At 56.2% G+C, this 17,911-nt stretch carries 15 protein-coding genes; 4 read left to right on the top strand and 11 right to left on the bottom strand.

Translation table 11 applies throughout. From position 1 onward, the window contains the following. The first annotated feature begins 6 nt into the window (after positions 1-6). A complete protein-coding gene (locus ABGB15_RS14415; protein WP_014883084.1) occupies positions 7-714 on the top strand; it encodes a Bax inhibitor-1/YccA family protein in 708 nt (235 codons plus the stop codon). An 88-nt stretch (positions 715-802) separates the two neighbouring features. On the opposite strand, the gene ABGB15_RS14410 is transcribed toward ABGB15_RS14415, so the two are convergent. Genes ABGB15_RS14410 through ABGB15_RS14400 form a run of 3 tightly spaced genes read right to left on the bottom strand, consistent with a single transcriptional unit; the run spans position 803 to position 3,761 of the window. After that, a complete protein-coding gene (locus tag ABGB15_RS14410; protein WP_152083940.1) occupies positions 803-1,765 on the bottom strand; it encodes a YbhN family protein in 963 nt (320 codons plus the stop codon). Further along, on the bottom strand, positions 1,765-3,003 hold the full coding sequence (gene clsB, locus ABGB15_RS14405) for a cardiolipin synthase ClsB (protein WP_152083941.1): 1,239 nt from the start codon (positions 3,001-3,003) through the stop codon (positions 1,765-1,767). Before clsB ends, ABGB15_RS14410 begins: the two co-directional genes overlap by 1 nt. Continuing rightward, entirely contained in the window at positions 3,000-3,761 is a 762-nt protein-coding gene (locus ABGB15_RS14400; protein ID WP_152083942.1) for an endonuclease/exonuclease/phosphatase family protein, read from the bottom strand. The genes clsB and ABGB15_RS14400 overlap by 4 nt, the downstream gene beginning before the upstream one ends. 133 nt (positions 3,762-3,894) lie before the next feature. On the opposite strand from ABGB15_RS14400, the gene ABGB15_RS14395 reads away from it, so the two are divergent. After that, on the top strand, positions 3,895-4,305 hold the full coding sequence (locus ABGB15_RS14395) for a YbhQ family protein (RefSeq protein ID WP_115874544.1): 411 nt from the start codon (positions 3,895-3,897) through the stop codon (positions 4,303-4,305). Here ABGB15_RS14395 and ABGB15_RS14390 read toward each other — a convergent pair. The 5 genes from ABGB15_RS14390 to cecR are packed head-to-tail and all read right to left on the bottom strand — an operon-like array spanning position 4,267 to position 9,955. Beyond that, the gene (locus ABGB15_RS14390; RefSeq protein ID WP_152083943.1) at positions 4,267-5,373 is read right to left on the bottom strand and encodes an ABC transporter permease; all 1,107 of its coding nucleotides are present in this window, start codon (positions 5,371-5,373) and stop codon (positions 4,267-4,269) included. The genes ABGB15_RS14395 and ABGB15_RS14390 overlap by 39 nt on opposite strands. Positions 5,374-5,430: 57 nt before the next feature. After that, positions 5,431-6,564 carry an ABC transporter permease gene (locus tag ABGB15_RS14385; RefSeq protein WP_152083944.1) on the bottom strand — a complete coding sequence of 378 codons (1,134 nt, stop codon included), beginning with the start codon at positions 6,562-6,564 and terminating at the stop codon, positions 5,431-5,433. After that, positions 6,554-8,293 (bottom strand): ATP-binding cassette domain-containing protein, encoded by a 1,740-nt coding sequence (locus ABGB15_RS14380; protein WP_215723400.1) that lies wholly within the window; start codon positions 8,291-8,293, stop codon positions 6,554-6,556. The genes ABGB15_RS14385 and ABGB15_RS14380 overlap by 11 nt, the downstream gene beginning before the upstream one ends. Further along, on the bottom strand, positions 8,286-9,281 hold the full coding sequence (gene hlyD / locus ABGB15_RS14375; RefSeq protein ID WP_215723401.1) for a secretion protein HlyD: 996 nt from the start codon (positions 9,279-9,281) through the stop codon (positions 8,286-8,288). Before hlyD ends, ABGB15_RS14380 begins: the two co-directional genes overlap by 8 nt. Further along, positions 9,278-9,955, bottom strand: coding sequence for a transcriptional regulator CecR (gene cecR, locus ABGB15_RS14370; RefSeq protein ID WP_152083947.1), 678 nt, complete (start codon positions 9,953-9,955; stop codon positions 9,278-9,280). Before cecR ends, hlyD begins: the two co-directional genes overlap by 4 nt. 236 nt (positions 9,956-10,191) lie before the next feature. Here cecR and rhlE point away from each other — a divergent pair, with 236 nt between their 5' ends. Next, positions 10,192-11,562 (top strand): ATP-dependent RNA helicase RhlE, encoded by a 1,371-nt coding sequence (rhlE, locus tag ABGB15_RS14365; RefSeq protein WP_152083948.1) that lies wholly within the window; start codon positions 10,192-10,194, stop codon positions 11,560-11,562. Between the two features lie 97 nt (positions 11,563-11,659). Continuing rightward, positions 11,660-13,837, top strand: a complete 2,178-nt coding sequence (dinG, locus tag ABGB15_RS14360; protein ID WP_215723402.1) for an ATP-dependent DNA helicase DinG — start codon at positions 11,660-11,662, stop codon at positions 13,835-13,837. On the opposite strand, the gene ABGB15_RS14355 is transcribed toward dinG, so the two are convergent. From ABGB15_RS14355 to ABGB15_RS14345, 3 genes are read right to left on the bottom strand one after another with little or no spacing between them, the layout of a single operon-like run. After that, positions 13,824-14,327 carry a fimbrial protein gene (locus ABGB15_RS14355; RefSeq protein WP_152083950.1) on the bottom strand — a complete coding sequence of 168 codons (504 nt, stop codon included), beginning with the start codon at positions 14,325-14,327 and terminating at the stop codon, positions 13,824-13,826. The two genes, dinG and ABGB15_RS14355, sit on opposite strands and share 14 nt — an antisense overlap. 5 nt (positions 14,328-14,332) lie before the next feature. Next, entirely contained in the window at positions 14,333-15,322 is a 990-nt protein-coding gene (locus ABGB15_RS14350; protein ID WP_369064198.1) for a fimbrial protein, read from the bottom strand. 22 nt (positions 15,323-15,344) lie between these two features. Next, entirely contained in the window at positions 15,345-17,888 is a 2,544-nt protein-coding gene (locus ABGB15_RS14345) for a fimbria/pilus outer membrane usher protein (RefSeq protein WP_215723403.1), read from the bottom strand. Positions 17,889-17,911: the final 23 nt, after the last annotated feature.

Raw genomic sequence — 17,911 nt, 5'->3', positions numbered from 1 at the left:
TGAATCATGGACCGATTTCCGCGTTCCGATTCAATAGTACAGCAGACCCGTAGCGGGCTGCAGACGTATATGGCTCAGGTGTACGGCTGGATGACAGTCGGCCTGCTGCTTACCGCATTTATCGCGTGGTATGCCGCAAACACGCCTGAACTGATGATGTTTATCTTTTCCAGCAAAATCACCTTTTTCGGGCTGATTATTGCGCAACTGGCACTGGTGTTTGTTCTCTCAGGGCTGGTGCAAAAACTCAGTGCCGGGATGGCGACCACGCTGTTTATGCTCTATTCGGCGTTAACCGGGCTGACGCTTTCCAGTATTTTCATCGTCTATACCTACTCTTCTATCGCCAGCACGTTTGTGGTGACCGGCGGGATGTTCGGTGCAATGAGCCTTTATGGTTACACGACTAAGCGTGACCTGAGCGGCTTCGGCAGCATGCTGTTTATGGGGCTGATCGGGATTGTGCTGGCGTCGCTGGTCAACCTGTGGCTGAAGAGTGAGGCGCTGATGTGGGCGGTGACCTATATCGGGGTGGTGGTCTTCGTCGGCCTGACGGCTTACGACACCCAGAAGCTGAAAAACATCGGTGAGCAGATCGACGTGCGCGACAGTTCAAACCTGCGCAAATACTCGATTCTGGGTGCCCTGACGCTGTATCTGGACTTCATCAACCTGTTCCTGATGCTGCTGCGTATTTTCGGCAATCGTCGCTAAGGTTGTTTTGCCGGGTGGCGTCTTCGCCTTACCCGGCCTACGGTTCCGGTTTCGTAGGTCGGGTAAGCGCAGCGCCACCCGACAAAAATCATTTTGCCAACGCCTTTTCGTTCTTCGCTCTCAGCTTCTTCGCCCGGCTCTCCAGCACCAGATAACAGACCGTTGCCAGCGCCAGCGGCAGGAAGTAATAAATCATACGATAGGCGAGCAGGGCGGCGATAATCGTGCCTTGCGAAACATGTTCCCCGGCAAGCAGGGCGATAAAGACCGCTTCCAGTACGCCAATTCCCGCCGGAATATGCACAATCACTCCGGCAATACTGCTCACCAGCAGCACGCCAAGCACGAAGAAATAGTTCACGTCTTCGCCGATGAGCATCCAGATAATTGCCCCCATTGCCATCCAGTTGGCGCTGGAGACGACCATCTGCAGAACTGCAAATTTCCAGGAGGGCAGCACCAGCTTTTGCCCTTTGATGGTCATATGACGGCGTTTCGCAAAGGCGCATGCCCACAGATACAGGGCGATAATCAACAGCAGCACGATGCCCAAAATCCGCAGCGTGGTTTCGTCGATGTACCAGTGTGCAGGTAGCTGCACTACACCAAAGGTGAAGATCACGCCGCCGAGCAGAATATAGCCCAGCCAGTTGGTCGTGATGCTTAACGAGAAAATACGCGTGATGGTCCCGCCCGGCAGCCCCAGACGAGAGTAGAGGCGATAGCGCATGCCGATACCGCCAACCCAGGTGCTGAGCGTGAGGTTGAAGGCATAACAGATAAACGATACCAGCATCACCTGTCGTTTTGAGAGTTTATGACCACAATACGCCCGGCCCAGCAGATCGTAACAGCCGTAGATCAGGTAGCTCACGATCACCAGCCCAACGGCACCCAGCAGCACCATCCGGTCGTAGTTGCGGATAACTTTCCATACCTCTTCCCAGTCGACTTTCCGGGCGTACACCACCAGCAGCACTGCGACAGCAATAAAGAACAGCCAGGTGAGGATCTTCTTCGCCAGTCGCCAGCGAGGATGCGATTTCGACATCAGGTTTTCCCTCCATCTTCCGCTTCAATGCGGTCCTGGGTTTCCATTTCAGGCTGAACAGGAGGTTCCACCTGCGCAAGTTTCGGCGTATGCGCGGGCAGCCAGCCGACCATTGCCGGGAAATGGCGCAGAAAATGGAACACCACCACGCCGATGCCCAGGTTCCACCAGGTGCGTTTCGGCACCATGGATTCATCAACCCGCACGCAGTCATTGACGATCAGACCCTGAAGGTTATCGCGCAGGGTCTGGTTAAACTGGCGATCGTGGATGATCAGATTGGCTTCCAGATTGAGTGACAGGCTCAGCGGATCGAGATTACTGGAGCCGACAGTCGCCCAGTGATCGTCCATCAGTGCCACTTTTCCGTGCAGCGGTCGGCGGCGATATTCATATATCTGCACGCCGCCTTTCACCAGATAGTTATAAAGCAGGCGTGCGCCAACTTTGACAATCGGCATGTCTGGCTCACCCTGCACAATCAGCTTCACGCGCACTCCGCGTCGGGCAGCATTACGCATTGCGTGTAAGAGGCGGTAGCCAGGGAAGAAGTACGCGTTGGCGATAATTACCTCGCGCTTCGCGTTTGCCAGCATCTTCAGGTAATGACGTTCAATGTCGTCCCGGTGCTCGTCGTTATCCCGCCAGACAAACAACGCCTGCGCTTCACCGGGCTTGCGGTTCTCTTCCGGGCGATGGCGTCGCCTCCACCAGCGGCGAGCGGCCTCTTTTCCGGGCAGGTTTTCCAGCTCGAACAGCAGGATGTCCTGAACCACCGGCCCTTCAATGCGAATCGCGTAATCCTGCTTCGCTTCCGGGCCGTAGTTGGACATATGTTCGGCGGAGTAGTTAATGCCGCCAACAAACGCCACCGTCTCATCAACGACCACAATTTTGCGGTGCATCCGGCGGAAGAGGTTGGTGCGCATACCAAACAGGCGAGAGCCAGGATCGTAGTAGCGGAACACCACGCCCGCAGAGGTCAGCTCGTTCACGAACGCATCACTGAGATCCGGCGAGCCATAACCATCAAGCAGGACTTCAATTTTAATGCCACGAAGGGCGGCACGCAGGAGCACGCTGTGAAGCTGCTTGCCGACCTCATCTTCGAACCAGATAAACGTTTCGAGGATCACTTTCTGCTGTGCGTTATCAATCGCTTTAAACACGGCCGGATAATAATGATCGCCATTTTCCAGCAGCGTAATGCGGTTACCTTCCTGCCATGAACATTTCATAAATGGATCTCCGCGCTGAGTGGGGCGTGGTCGGAGAGATGTCGCCAGTTGAGTAACGCCAGTGCGGTCGGGCTGCTGGCATGGGCGTTTTTTACGTAGATGCGGTCAAGGCGCAGCAGGGGAAAGCGCACCGGGAACGTACGTGCGGGACGTCCATTGGCGCGGGTAAAAATCTCCTCCAGTCCGGCGTTCACTTTCAGCGGATGGTTGGCCCGCTGCCGCCAGTCGTTGAAATCACCGGCAACGACCACGGGTTCACCTTCTGGCAGCGCGTTGCTCCAGTCGGCCAGCATCTGCAACTGTGCCTGACGGTGCGCTTCACGCAGGCCAAGATGTACACAGCCTACGTGAACGGGAAATTCCAGGTCAGGCGGTGTGATGCGGCAGTAAAGCAGCCCGCGTTTTTCGCTTTCGCCCACGGATACGTCGCGGTTCTCGTAATGCTCTATCGGAAAACGTGACAGCACCGCATTGCCGTGGTGCCCTTCAGGGTAGACCGCATTGCGTCCGTAGGCGTAATCGCTCCACATTGTATCGGCCAGAAATTCATAGTGAGGCGTGTCGGGCCAGTTTTCAAAATGCATGGGATGTACCTCATGCGCGCCCATCACTTCCTGCAGGCAGACAATATCCGCGCTGACGGTGCGTACCGCGTCGCGCAGCTCCGGTAAAATGAAGCGGCGATTAAATGCTGTGAAGCCCTTATGAATGTTTATCGTCAGCACCTTAAGCGAGAAATGCTGCGTTTTATTGGTCATAAACACCTTCCTGGGTGACTATCCCGATGAAAATAAAGTGTAGTAGGCGTCACAAAAAGATGCGGCGTTACGGAATTTTCCGTAAAGTGCGGTAGTCTGAATAAGCAGATAAAAATCCTTTAGGAGAGAAGCCATGAAGTGGCAACAACGTGTTCGTGTCGCAACAGGTCTTAGTTGCTGGCAGATAATGTTGCATTTACTGGTCGTGGCCGTACTGGTGATGGGCTGGATGAGCGGCACGCTGGTGCGTGTGGGCTTAGGGTTATGTGTGCTTTACGGTGTGACTGTGCTGTCGATGCTGTTCTTACAGCGTCACCACGAAGCACGCTGGCGTGAAGTGGGTGATGTGCTCGAAGAGCTCACCACCACGTGGTATTTCGGTGCGGCAATGATTGTCCTGTGGCTGCTGTCACGTGTGCTGCAAAACAACCTGCTGCTGGCGCTGGCCGGTCTGGCTATTCTTGCAGGGCCCGCGGTGGTCTCGTTACTGACCAAAGAGAAAAAGCTACGCAATGTTGCGTCTAAACATCGCATAGGCCACTGAGCCTGTCGTGGCCGCGATGACCAGTAGCGGCCACAAACTTCCCCAGACAATATCCAGACTCGCATCCTTCAGATAGATTTGCTTGGTGATATCCGTAAAGTGTCGAATCGGGTTTATCCACGTCAGATCCTGCAACCAGACCGGCATGTTCTCGACGGGTGAAACATACCCGGAAAGCAAAATTGCTGGCATCATAAACACAAACACCCCGATAAACGCCTGTTGCTGCGTGGAGCAGAGGGCGGAAATCAGCAGTCCAAACCCCACCAGCGACAGCCCGTAAATCACCATCGTGAAGTAGAACAGCGCCAGCGATCCGGCGAACGGGATCTGGTAAGCAAAAATCCCTACCCCCAGCACGATGGTGGCCTGGAAGGTGGCAACAATCAGCGCCGGAACCGCTTTACCGACGAAAATCTGCCAGGTCGCCAGCGGCGACACCAGGAGCTGATCGAGCGTGCCTTGCTCGCGTTCACGCGCGACGGACAGGGAGGTGACGATCATCACCCCGATGGTGGTGATCATGGCGATCAGCGACGGTACCACAAACCACTTGTAATCCAGATTCGGGTTATACCAGTTGCGCACCACCAGCTCGCTGTTATTGGGTTTAGGTTTTCCCTCCATTAATGTCTGCTGGTAATCCTTCACCACCTGCTGCAGATAGTTAGCGGCGATCTGGGCGCTGTTGGAGTTACGCCCGTCAAGGATCAGCTGCATCGGCGCGGTCTGGAAAGTATCCAGATTGCGGGAGAAGTCCGCCGGAAAACGCACCAGCAATAGCGCTTTTTGCGTGTCGATGGTGGGCTGGATCTCCTGCGGGCTTTTCAGCAGCAGCACGTGGGTGAAGGCTTTCGCGCGGGCAAAACGCTGTGTCAGCTCGACGGAATGTTTGCCGTTGTCTTCGTTATAGATGGCGATGGTCGCATTTGTTACCTCCAGCGTGGCGGCAAACGGGAACAACAGCACCTGGATCAGCACCGGTAACACCAGAATGGCGCGGGTTTGCGGCTCACGCAGCAAGGATTGCAGCTCTTTGCGTATTAATGTCCATAAACGGTGAAACATCGCGTCGTCCTCCTGTCGGGTGGCGCTTTCGTTTACCCGACCTACAAAATCCGATGGTTAATCTAACCTTCTTTTCGTTTTCATCCACGTCAACCCGATAAACATTACCGCCGACGCCATCAAAAACAGGATATTGATAATCAGCACCACCGGAATATTCCCGGCGAGGAACAGGCTCTGCAGGGTACTCACAAAGTAACGGGCAGGAATAATGTAGGTCACGGCGCGGATCACCGCAGGCATGCTGTCTATCTGGAAGATAAATCCGGACAGCATAATCGACGGTAAAAAGGCCGCGTTGAGCGCCACCTGCGCGGCATTAAACTGGTTGCGGGTGATGGTGGAGATGAGCAGCCCCATTCCCAGCGTGCTCAGCAGAAACAGGCTGGTGATGAGGAACAGCAGTACCAGCGAACCGCGATACGGTACGCCGAGGATAAAGACGGCGACAAGCATGCAGAGCAGCATCGCCAGCATGCCGAGGAAGTAGTAGGGGATCAGCTTGCAAAGCAGCAGCTCAACCCGCGTCACTTCGGTCGAGAGCAGCGCCTCCATCGTGCCACGCTCCCATTCGCGGGCGATGACCAGCGAAGTAAGAATTGCGCCTATCACCGTCATGATGATGGTTACCGCACCGGGAATAATAAAATGCTGGCTGATGGCGGCAGGGTTAAACCAGTAGCGCGTCTGCACGTCAATCAGCGGTTCGAACGTTTCACCCCGGTCCTCGGCCCGCTGCATTTGCCACAGTTGCCAAATGCCTTCCACGTAGCCCTGCACAAAGTTCGCGGTGTTCGGTTCGCTGCCGTCAGTAATCACCTGTATCGGGGCATCGGTATTCGCCCGCGCCATGTTGGCCGCGAAATCCACCGGGATCACCACCAGACCACGAATTTTCCCGGCCTGCATTTTCTGGATCAGTTCCTGGCGGTTGTCGCTGATCGTGGCGTCAATATAAGGCGAGCCGGTCATCGCGTGGGTGAAATCCAGCGCCTCTTCGCTCTGCTGTTCCAGCAAAATCCCGACGCGCAGCTTGCTGGAATCCAGGTTAATCCCGTAGCCAAAGATAAACAGCAGCAGCAGGGGGATCACCACCGCAATCAGCCAGCTACTCGGGTCACGGACGATCTGGCGTGTCTCTTTAACGCACAGCGCGCGCACCCTGCGCAACGACATCACGTTATGGCTCATTGGTATGCTCCTTATCCCAGTCATGGATAAGCGTGATAAATGCCTGCTCCATGGTCGGGTCCGGCTGTTTTTCGTCGGCGGCCTGTTCTTTCAGATCGTCTGGCGTACCGTGAGCAATCAGCTTGCCGCGGTAAACCAGCCCGATACGGTCGCAATACTCCGCCTCATCCATAAAGTGGGTTGTCACCATTACGGTAACGCCTTTCTCCACCATGCTGTTGATATGCAGCCAGAATTCACGGCGTGTGAGGGGATCAACGCCTGAGGTGGGTTCATCGAGAAACAGGATATCCGGCTCATGCATCAGCGAGCAGGCCAGCGCCAGGCGTTGCTTAAAACCGAGCGGCAGCTCATCGGTGGCGTGCGAAGCGATATTCGTCAGGCCAAACGCATCGGTCATACGGCTGATTTTCTCGTTTTGCGCGCGACCCCGCAGGCCGTAGACACCGGAGAAGAAACGCAGGTTTTGCTCAACCGTCAGGTTGCCGTACAGCGAGAATTTCTGCGCCATATAGCCGAGATGCTGTCGCGCCTTGCCGGAGCTGATCTTCAGATCCATATCCAGCACCAGCGCTTTACCGGAGGTAGGCACCAGCAGGCCGCACATCATTTTAAAGGTGGTCGATTTCCCCGCGCCGTTCGGCCCGAGAAGGCCAAAAATCTCGCCGCGTTTCACCGCGAAATTGACGTTATCAGTGGCGGCAAAATCCCCGAATTTTTTGGTCAGGGATTTCGCTTCGATCACCGTTTCGCCCGGCGTGCCCTCAACCGTGTGCAGGATCGCACCCAGCGGCGATTCCGACGTGCCCGCCCCGCCCAGCAGATCGATAAACGCATCTTCAAAGCGCGGAGCCGTCTCCGTCATGTCGATCTCAGGCATGCCCGGCGCACGGCGAATATCGTCGAAGGTCGCCTCTTTTTTGAGGATCACCCGCACCGAACGGCCCTGAATCATCCCGTCGCTCACCTGCGGCAGTTTCAGCACCCGTTGCAGCAGCCTGCGGTTGGACTCCTGCAGGCTGTGCAGCAGAAAGCTGCGCCCGGCCATGCTTTGCGTCAGTTTTGTTGGTTCACCCTGATAGAGCAGCTCGCCTTCGTTCATCAGCAGCACGTCGCGGCACTGTTCCGCTTCGTCGAGGTAGGAGGTGCTCCAGAGGATCAGCATCCCGTCGCCCGCCAGCTCGTGCACCATCTGCCACAGCTCGCGGCGGGAAATCGGGTCCACGCCCACACCGGGCTCATCCAGCAGCAGAACTTTCGGCTCGCCCACGAGCGTACAGGCCAGCCCCAGCTTCTGCTTCATCCCGCCGGAGAGCTTGCCCGCCAGCCGGTCGGTAAACGGGCCAAGCGACGTAAACGCCAGCAGACGGGCGAAGGTTTTCTGCCGCGTTTCACCGGTGACACTGCGCAGGTCGGCATACAGATTCAGGTTTTCCATCACCGTCAGGTCTTCATACAGCCCAAACTTCTGCGGCATATAGCCGAGCATGGCGTGGAGCGCACCGTCATCTTTAATCGGATCGAGGCCCAGCACGCTGGCCGAGCCTTCATCCGGCTTAAGCAACCCCGCGAGCATGCGCATTAGCGTGGTTTTACCTGCACCATCGGGGCCGACCAGCCCGGTCACATAGCCTTTCTGGATGGTGCAGTTCAGCGGCGCTACCGCGGGTTTCTCCATCCCCGCGAAGCGTTTGACCAGATTGTTAATCTGAATAACCGCATCATTCATGTCGTTCCCCGTCGTTGATTTTTACGGTGACCGGCATACCCTGACGCAGCGCGTCGTCCGCATCGGTGACGATAATGCGCAGGCGGTACACCAGGTCGGTACGCAGATCCGGTGTTTCAACGGTTTTCGGCGTGAACTCGGCGGTAGGGGAGACAAAGCCCACTTTGCCGTGATACGGCTTGTCCGGGCGACCGTCGGTATAGAGCAGCAGCTCGCGGCCCGGTTGCATCTGGCCGAGGTTCGGCTCATCAATGTAGGCACGCACCCACACCGGGCGGGTCAGAGAGAGCGTTAATACGGTGCTGCCTGCGCTGAGCATGCTGCCCGGCTCCACGGCGCGGGTCATCAGCGTACCGTCAGACGGCGCGATTAACGTGGTGTCATGCAGATCCAGCTCCGCCTGCGCTAATTGCGCCTGCGCCTGTTCAAGGCTGGCTTTCGCCTGGGCAATGTCCTGCGCGCGGTTACCGGTGCGGTACTGGCTTAACTTATCCTGCGCGGATTTCAGCGTGGCCTGTGCCTGGTCGCGGGATGAACGCGCATTTTCCAGATCGTTGGCGGAAATGGTGCGGCTTTTCCACAGTCCCTGCTGACGGTTATAGAAGTTCTGCGCGTAGTCATAGGCGGCTTTCGCCTGCTTAACGGCAGCGGCGGCCTGGGCGATCTCTTCATCACGGTAGCCTGCCAGCATCAGGTCATACTGCGCCTGAGCCACGGAAACGCCTGCTTTTGCCTGCAACAGGGCGTTCTCGTAGGGCGCTTTGTCCAGCATCCCCAGCGTCTGCCCGGTTTTAATCGTATCGCCTTCGTCAACGTTCAGCGAGGCCAGACGCCCGCCAACGCGGAAGCTCATATTCACAGTACGAATATCGACGTTACCGTACAGCGTCAGGCCACGATCCTGCTGGCTCTGATACCACAGCCAGCCGCCGATGCCCGCAGCAAGCAACACGACAACCACCAGAATGATGGCGACAGGTTTTTTCATGACTTCAGGCTCCTTTGCGTTAAGCCTTGCAGGATCAGATCAACATGACAGGTGATGACCTGGCTAATCTGCGCGGCTTTATCCTCATCGAATTGTGTCCAGCCCGTGCGTAACAGGATGGTCTCCCGGCCCAGACGAAAGGCCAGCACTTCGCCCAGCAGGGCATGGGTATGCAAAATCGTCTCGGTATCGTCGGCCTCTCGCCCGGTGTAGGCCGCAATCAGCCGGGTCAGGTGGGTGTGCATCGGCGCAATCACCTGGTCGTGTACCAGCTGGTAAGCGGCAGTGGGGGAGAGTTGCTCGCGGGAGATAAACTTACTCAGGTTCAGCGTATCGTCGTGCGTCAGCAGACGGATCATATTATGGCAGGCGTTAAGGATAAGCTGACGAATAGCGGCACGGTCAGGTGCTGGCTGGCTGAACAGCGCGGTGGCCTCTTCAACATGCGGGCGAAAATTTGTGCCAATGAAGTCGGCAATCCACTGGGCGCAGGCGAGGTATAAATCCTCTTTAGAACCAAAATAGTAGGTGATCGCCGCAATGTTTTGCCCGGCCTGCGCGGCGATATCCCGCGTGGTGGCATGGAGTCCATACTCACCAAACTGTGCCAGCGCAGCGGCGATAAGCTGGCTTTTGGCCTGTTCACCTTTGGTTGTTGTGGGTGTCGTATTCATGGCGGCATTAAAAATTAATCAATCGATTGATTAAGATTATGCCCGGTTCGCCATTTTGTCCAGTTGCCCCTTTGGCGGGAAATATTTCGTCGATGAATCCCTGAGGGATATTTTATGCGCCACGTCACAAAAGCTGCTACACTCCGCTGCTTCATGGCATTGTGGTTTTTGTCCTCCCAATTGTTATATCTCCCTGAAAACTACACCTGTGATGGTCGGGGCGGTTCGGAGTTTTTATGTCTTTTGATTCCCTTGGCCTGAGCCCGGAAATTCTGCGCGCGATCGCAGAACAAGGTTACGTCGAGCCAACCCCAATCCAGCAGCAGGCTATTCCTGCTGTTCTGCAGGGGCGTGACCTGATGGCCAGCGCCCAGACCGGCACCGGTAAAACGGCGGGCTTTACCCTGCCGCTGTTAGAACTGCTGGTAAAAAATCAGCCGCACGCTAAAGGCCGTCGTCCGGTTCGTGCGCTGATCCTCACGCCAACCCGTGAGCTGGCGGCGCAAATTGGTGAGAACGTGCGTGATTACAGCCGCTATCTCAACATTCGTTCGCTGGTGGTTTTCGGTGGCGTCAGCATTAACCCGCAGATGATGAAGCTGCGCGGCGGTGTGGACGTGCTGGTGGCAACGCCGGGTCGCCTGCTGGATCTGGAACACCAGAACGCGCTGAAGCTCGATAGCATCGAAATCCTGGTGCTGGATGAAGCCGACCGTATGCTGGACATGGGCTTCATTCATGATATCCGCCGCGTGCTGGCAAAACTGCCTGCGCGTCGTCAGAACCTGCTGTTCTCTGCGACCTTCTCCGATGAGATCAAGGCGCTGGCGGAAAAGCTGCTGCATAACCCGCTGGAAGTGGAAGTGGCGCGCCGTAACACCGCCTCCGAGCAGGTGACGCAGCACGTGCATTTCGTCGACAAAAAACGTAAGCGGGAGTTACTCTCCCAGATGATCGGTCAGGGCAACTGGCAGCAGGTGCTGGTCTTTACCCGTACCAAGCACGGCGCTAACCACCTGGCGGAGCAGTTGAATAAAGACGGCATTCGCAGTGCCGCCATCCACGGCAACAAGAGCCAGGGGGCACGTACCCGTGCGCTGGCGGACTTTAAATCTGGCGATATCCGCGTGCTGGTAGCAACCGACATCGCGGCGCGTGGCCTGGATATTGAAGAGCTACCGCATGTGGTGAACTACGAGCTGCCGAACGTGCCGGAAGACTACGTTCACCGTATTGGCCGTACCGGTCGTGCGGCGGCAACCGGTGAAGCGCTTTCACTGGTTTGTGTGGATGAACACAAACTGCTGCGTGATATCGAGCGTCTGCTGAAAAAAGAGATCCCGCGTATCGAAACGCCGGGCTATGAGGTGGACCCGTCCATTCAGGCTGAGCCCATTCAAAACGGTCGCCAGCAGCGCGGCGGCGGCGGTCGTGGTCAGCAGCCGCGTCGTTCAGAAGGCGGCGCACCGAAAAAACCGGGAAAACCTCCGCGCCGCAGCAGTGAGGCTAAATCTGGTGGTGAAAACCCGTGGCGCAGCGGTGAGGCAAAACCGGCAGGGGAAGGGCAGCGCCGACGCCGCCCGCGTAAGCCTGCTAAACCGCAGTAATCTGGAAGCCCGGTCGTAAAGCCGGGCTTTTCTTTTTGCGGCAGCGGAGAGAAAGTGCCACAATAGTGGCTGTTTATACAGTATTTCAGGTTTTCCAATGGCTTTAACCGCTGCGCTCAAAGCGCAAATTGGCGCATGGTATAAGGCGCTACAACAGCAGATCCCCGATTTTATCCCCCGAGCACCGCAGCGGCAGATGATTGCTGACGTGGCAAAAACGCTCGCCGGGGATGACGGGCGACATCTGGCGATTGAAGCCCCGACCGGCGTCGGGAAAACCTTGTCGTATCTGATTCCCGGTATTGCTATTGCGCGGGAAGAGGATAAAACGCTGGTGGTCAGCACCGCCAACGTGGCGCTGCAGGATCAGATCTTCAGCAAAGATTTACCGCTGCTGCGCAAAATCATCCCCGACCTGCGGTTTACGGCGGCCTTTGGGCGTGGGCGCTACGTTTGCCCGCGCAATCTGGCCGCGCTTGCCAGCAGTGAGCCTAATCAACAGGATCTGCTGGCATTTCTCGACGATGAACTCACGCCGAACAACAAGGTCGAGCAGGAACAATGTGCGAAGCTGAAAGCCGATCTCGACGGCTACAAATGGGACGGTCTGCGCGATCATACCAGCCAGGCAATTGGCGATGATTTGTGGCGCAGGCTCAGCACCGATAAAGCCAGCTGTCTGAACCGCAACTGCCACTACTACCGTGAATGCCCGTTTTTTGTCGCCCGGCGCGAAATTCAGGAAGCGGAAGTGGTCGTGGCTAACCATGCGCTGGTGATGGCCGCGCTGGAGAGCGAATCGGTACTGCCGGAGCCGAAAAACCTGCTGCTGGTGCTTGATGAAGGCCACCATCTGCCGGACGTGGCGCGCGACGCGCTGGAGATGAGCGCTGAAATCACCGCGCCGTGGTTTCGTCTGCAGCTCGATCTTTTCTGCAAGCTGGTGGCGACCTGCATGGAGCAGTTTCGCCCGAAAACCACGCCGCCGCTGGCGGTGCCTGAGCGCTTGAGCGAGCACTGCGAAGAGGTTTACAGCCTCATTTCATCACTCAACAACATCCTGAATCTCTATCTTCCGGCGACCCAGGAGGCGGAACACCGCTTTGCGATGGGGGAACTGCCGGAAGAGGTGATGGAGATCTGCCAGCAGCTGGCGAAGCACCTCGAAAAGCTGCGCGGACTGGCGGAGCTGTTTTTAAACGATCTGAGTGAGAAAACCGGCACGCATGACGTGGTCCGTCTGCACCGCATTCTGCTCCAGATGAACCGCGCGCTCGGCATGTTTGAGGCGCAGAGCAAACTGTGGCGGCTGGCCTCTTTAGCCCAGGCATCCGGCGCGCCAGTGACCAAATGGGCAACGCGTGAAGTGAAAGAGGGGCAGGTGCATCTGTTTTTCCACTGCGTGGGTATTCGTGTCGCCGATCAGCTGGAAAAACTTATCTGGCGCAGCGTACCCCATGTGGTCATCACTTCTGCGACGTTGCGATCCCTGAACAGTTTCTCACGCTTGCAGGAGATGAGCGGCCTGAAAGAGAAAGCGGGCGACCGCTTTGTAGCACTGGACTCGCCGTTTAACCACTGCGAACAGGGCAAGCTGGTCATTCCGCGCATGAAGTTTGAGCCGCTCATCGACAACGAAGAGCAGCACATTGCGGAAATGGCAGCCTACTTCCGCGAGCAGATCGAGAGCAAAAAATACCCCGGCATGCTGGTGCTGTTTGCCAGCGGGCGCGCGATGCAGCGTTTCCTGGAATACGTCACCGACCTGCGTTTACTCCTGCTGGTGCAGGGCGATCAGCCACGCTACCGGCTGGTGGAAACCCATCGTAAACGTATTGATAACGGCGAGCGCAGCGTGCTGGTCGGGTTGCAGTCCTTCGCCGAAGGGCTGGATCTGAAAGGAGACTACCTGACGCAGGTACACATCCACAAAATTGCCTTTCCGCCAATCGACAGTCCGGTGGTGATCACCGAAGGCGAGTGGCTGAAAAGTCTGAACCGCTATCCGTTTGAGGTACAAAGCCTGCCTGCGGCGTCGTTTAACCTGATCCAGCAGGTGGGGCGTCTGATTCGTAGCCACGGCTGCTGGGGCGAGGTAGTGATTTATGACAAGCGTTTGTTGACCAAAAACTACGGCCAACGCCTCCTGAATGCGCTTCCCGTTTTCCCGATTGAGCAACCCGACGTGCCGGAGGTAAAAAAACGCCCGGCAAAACTGACCGCCGGGCGTAAGAAAAGCATCCGTGCTAAGGGGCGCGGTCCTACTGGTATGTAAAGGTCACCTGAATCACGCTGTTGAAGGTTCCGGCGCTGACGGGCATAGAGGTGGCGTAGTAACGTGCAGCCAGAGGAAACGTTGCGGTGTGATCGGCTGAGTTGATCGGGACGTTAAACGCCGCCTGCGGGGCGATGAGTATTTTGTCCTGACGGTCTGCCAGCTCCAGCGCCAGCCCTTTCGCGCTGCCGGTGTTGGCAAATTTTGTCGGGTGTATGCTGTCTGCCTGTCCGTAAAAAAAGGCGGTAGCCAGCGCGAGCGTTGCCGGGCAATGTGTCACCGACAGGGAAAAATCTTTCCACTCGCCAGTGTCTCCCACGTCTTTAAAATTACCCGCCACCGCCTGACCTAAATCTACCGTCAGATTGCGGCTGGCGCTGTCGATGACACAGGTATTGGCGTAGATATTGCCTGTCATCTGTATCTGGATATCCTCTGCGTGCGCCTGGGCTATCAGACCCAGGGCCAGGAGCAATGCTGTCTTTTTCATAATGATCACTTATAGGCAAGGGTGAGGGTCGCAATACTGTTTGCAGGGCCAGGAGTCACCGTGTCGCTGACCTGCTCATAGCGCACCTCGAACGGGATCGCTAACGTTTCATTGGCATTCGCTGGCTGTTTTGTCGGGATATAGGTGTCAAAGGTGGCGATATTGTCGTCAAAGAGCATTCTGACGCCGACCCCCGTCGCCATGCCGGTTTGCTGAGTGAGTTTGATGACGCCCTCATAGCCGGATTCATACCCATTGGCACTGTTTATTTTGATTTCAGGCTGCACCGTGGTGTCGCAATTAACGCTGACGTAGAATTTCTGTGCCGGTGAGGAGAGCACGCCTGCACCGATAAAATCACTGACCGGGAAATCACCCAGATTGATGGTGAGATTTTTCGGTGACACGTTGCACGTTACTTCGTGGAAAGTAACGTTGCCGGAATAGGAGATATGGTTAGGGTTGCCGATCCCTTCATGGCCAAAAACGCCGATGCCGAATTCCGTCTGCCCCTGCACCAGCGTGCCTGCTGACACCGTATTGCTCGTTTTCACCAGTTCCAGCGTGACTTCGAAGCTAAACGATTGTTGCCCGTCGGTAGAGACATAGCCAACGGGTGTCCCCCGCGAATCGCACTGTACGCCGCCTGCGCCGCTGATTCGCTGGCCTTTGTCATTCATCAGAGCGATGCCCACGCCAGGTACGCCGGAGTCATACACGCCTCGCAGTCCGGGGATCTCTGCTCCCGTACCGTAATAACAGGAGACGATTTCCTGCCCGCTATCGACACTTTGGTTGCAATTACTGGCAACGTGTACCGTCTGCTCCGTACCCGGAATGGTTTCGCCCACGGCAAGCGTCGTCGGGATTGAAATAGAGGCCACGTTAATCATTTTTGGCATGTCCGGCGAGGTGCAGGTGGCCTTTGCATGGGGCATAAATAACGCTGCGGTTCCCAGAACCAGTAAGAAAAAGCACTGTTTAATCATTTGCATAATGTTTAGCCTGAACATTGAATCAATGACACTGCGCGGCAGCGTTAATGATGCTGGATTTATCTTTCTCATCCGTTAGCGCGTAGTCAGCGACGCAATGTTCGCTGGAATCCTGCCCCCAGGAGACGGCAAGGTGTCCTTGCTGCGGCAAACCAGAGAGATAGGTCTGCCCATCGTTACCGACGATAAACTCATTGTCCTTATCGTCTGTGGTGACCGTTGCGCCGAAGGGCAGCGGTTTACCGTTATGCGTAAGCGTCATCAGTACACGGTTACCCACGCGGGTATTAAAGCTGGCGCGCACCACGGCACCGCGCGTTGGCGTGACAATTTGCGCAGCGTGAGTGACGTCGGCATCGTCCGGCAGCGTTTCGGTATCCAGTGCAACGGTGTTATGGCGATAAGCGGTGATGAACGGCACCACGGTATAGCCGCGGAAATCGGTTTCGACACCGGTCTGGTTAGCAATATGAGTGCCGTGCGTTCCGGGCGCTTTTACCAGGGCGATAGTTTCACCCAGCGGCTGGCTCAGCGTGATGCCGTTAGCGTGGGCGATCATGCCGCCCTGCAGCCCGACGTTCACCGTCTGCTGATATTTGTCCTGGCTGACGCCGCCGCTCGCTTCACCGTAGGTGCCTTTGTAATCGGCAGTCATACTGGTTGAACTGCCGCTGCCAGTGGTGCTGAGCCCCTCCTGAATATTCCAGTTCAGGTTGTCTTCCGGCAGCGCGGTACCGTTAAGACCGAAATTCTGCGTCGTCCCGTCTTTGGTGTTGTTCAGGTTGTAAGTGGCCCAGGTGTTATGCATCCAGTGATCAAGCGGAACCGAAATGTTTAACGAGAACTGGTTGTCATTGGTAACAGATTCACCATCCTCATCGCTGTCCTGGGTATTTTTATTCATGCTGTAGCTCAGGCTGTAACTCACGCCGTGCCAGCTGTTGTTATAACTGATGCCCATTGAGGTCATGTCCTGGCTCTGGTTCCAGTAGGTCTCTTTTACCAGGCTCAGGGTGAACGAGCCCCAGCCCTCGGGCAGCGTTTGATCGACGGTAGCTTCAGTGCGGGCACGGCGCTGCTGTGGGGCAGACCAGTCGTCCGAGCGGGTATACGACTCCATGGTGTCTTCCAGGGTGTAAAACCCTTTGCTGTTGTAGCGATAACCCGCCAGCGAGAAATTCGTCCCCGTACCGGCAAAATCTTTGCTGTAGCGCACGCGCCAGGACTGCCCCTTGCTGGACTGCTGCTTTTTCAGCAGCGCTTTTGCGCGCGTCACGTCGACGGAGAACGCGCCGAGATCGCCCATGTTTTTCCCGGCACCAAAAGCCTGCGACTGATAATGGCTGCTCTGCTGTACGCCGCCATAGGCGGTAAAACCATAAGGCAGACCGTAGATAGCACTCCCCTGAGCAAAGGGTGTTTTCTCGACATCTTTGTCATAAGAGCGATAGCGTCCTGCAGTCACGCTGTAGCGGAGGTTTTTTTCACGTTGCAGCACGGGAACAGAGGCGTAAGGCACCACGAAATGGCTTTCGCTGCCGTCCGTCTCTTTGACGGTGACCTGCAAATCGCCGCTGCTGCCTGTCGGGTAGAGATCGTTAATTTCAAACGCGCCCGGTGCGACGGTGTTCTGGTAAATGACATAGCCGTTCTGGCGTACCATCACCAGCGCGTTACTGTGTGCGGTGCCGCGAATAATCGGCGCATAGCCTCTTTCGCTATCCGGCAGCATGTCGCTGTCTGATTTGAGCTGCACACCGGTATAGGGCACGCTGTCGAACACATCTGAAGGCGAGGAACTTTGCCCGACCGTAACATCACTTTTCATCGCCACGATGTCACGTTGTGCATAGGTATAAACAGAAGAGAACTTCTGCTGTTCCTCTTTACCCGTGGTGCTGCGATTCCATGTTGAATAGTTGCGAACGCGCCAGGCTCCAACGTTCAATCCGGGGCGCAGGTTGACATACTGGCTGCTGTTGTCCTGTTCACCCTGCTGCCGGGCACGGCTTTGGCTGGCGGTCGCGCTGTAGTTGAGTATGCCTGCGGTGATCCCTTCATCGAACTCTTTCGGGTCGATATAGCCGCGCGGTACCTGGCCCAGTGCAGTTTGCGGAATGCTGAGCAGCAACTGCTGATTTCGGACATGAAACGAAGCAGAGGCCGCAGGTATCGCACTCAGGTCAGCGCACTGGCCCTGACTCAGCAGTTGCGGGTATTTTTTGGTTTTAATGCCGAGGCTTTTTAAATCATCCGCGCTGAAACATGGCTGAAGAGAACTATTCCCTTTAGCATCTTTTTGTAATTTGAAGGTGACATTACGGGTGTCAATTTTATTATTATTAATAAAGATGGACACCTCATATTTACCCGGTGCCTGGCCTGGCCCTTTTTCATAGAGAGACAGATCCGTTTTTCCCTGCTGGGGATTATCAATATCCAGTAACGCCGGGTTAAAATAATCATCAGCCCAGACCTGCTGTGCAAAGATCGCCATTGCCAGACCACACAACAGGGTCAGCAAAGGGGATAAGCGGCAGGTAAAGGGCTTTTTAGTGCTGTACATGATTATTTAGCGTGTCTGTACAT

This window comes from Enterobacter sp. MALB-1 (assembly GCF_041021625.1).
Lineage (GTDB): Bacteria > Pseudomonadota > Gammaproteobacteria > Enterobacterales > Enterobacteriaceae > Enterobacter > Enterobacter oligotrophicus.
Note: the sequence above shows the minus strand (reverse complement) of the source record. Positions and strands in the feature narration are given on the sequence as shown.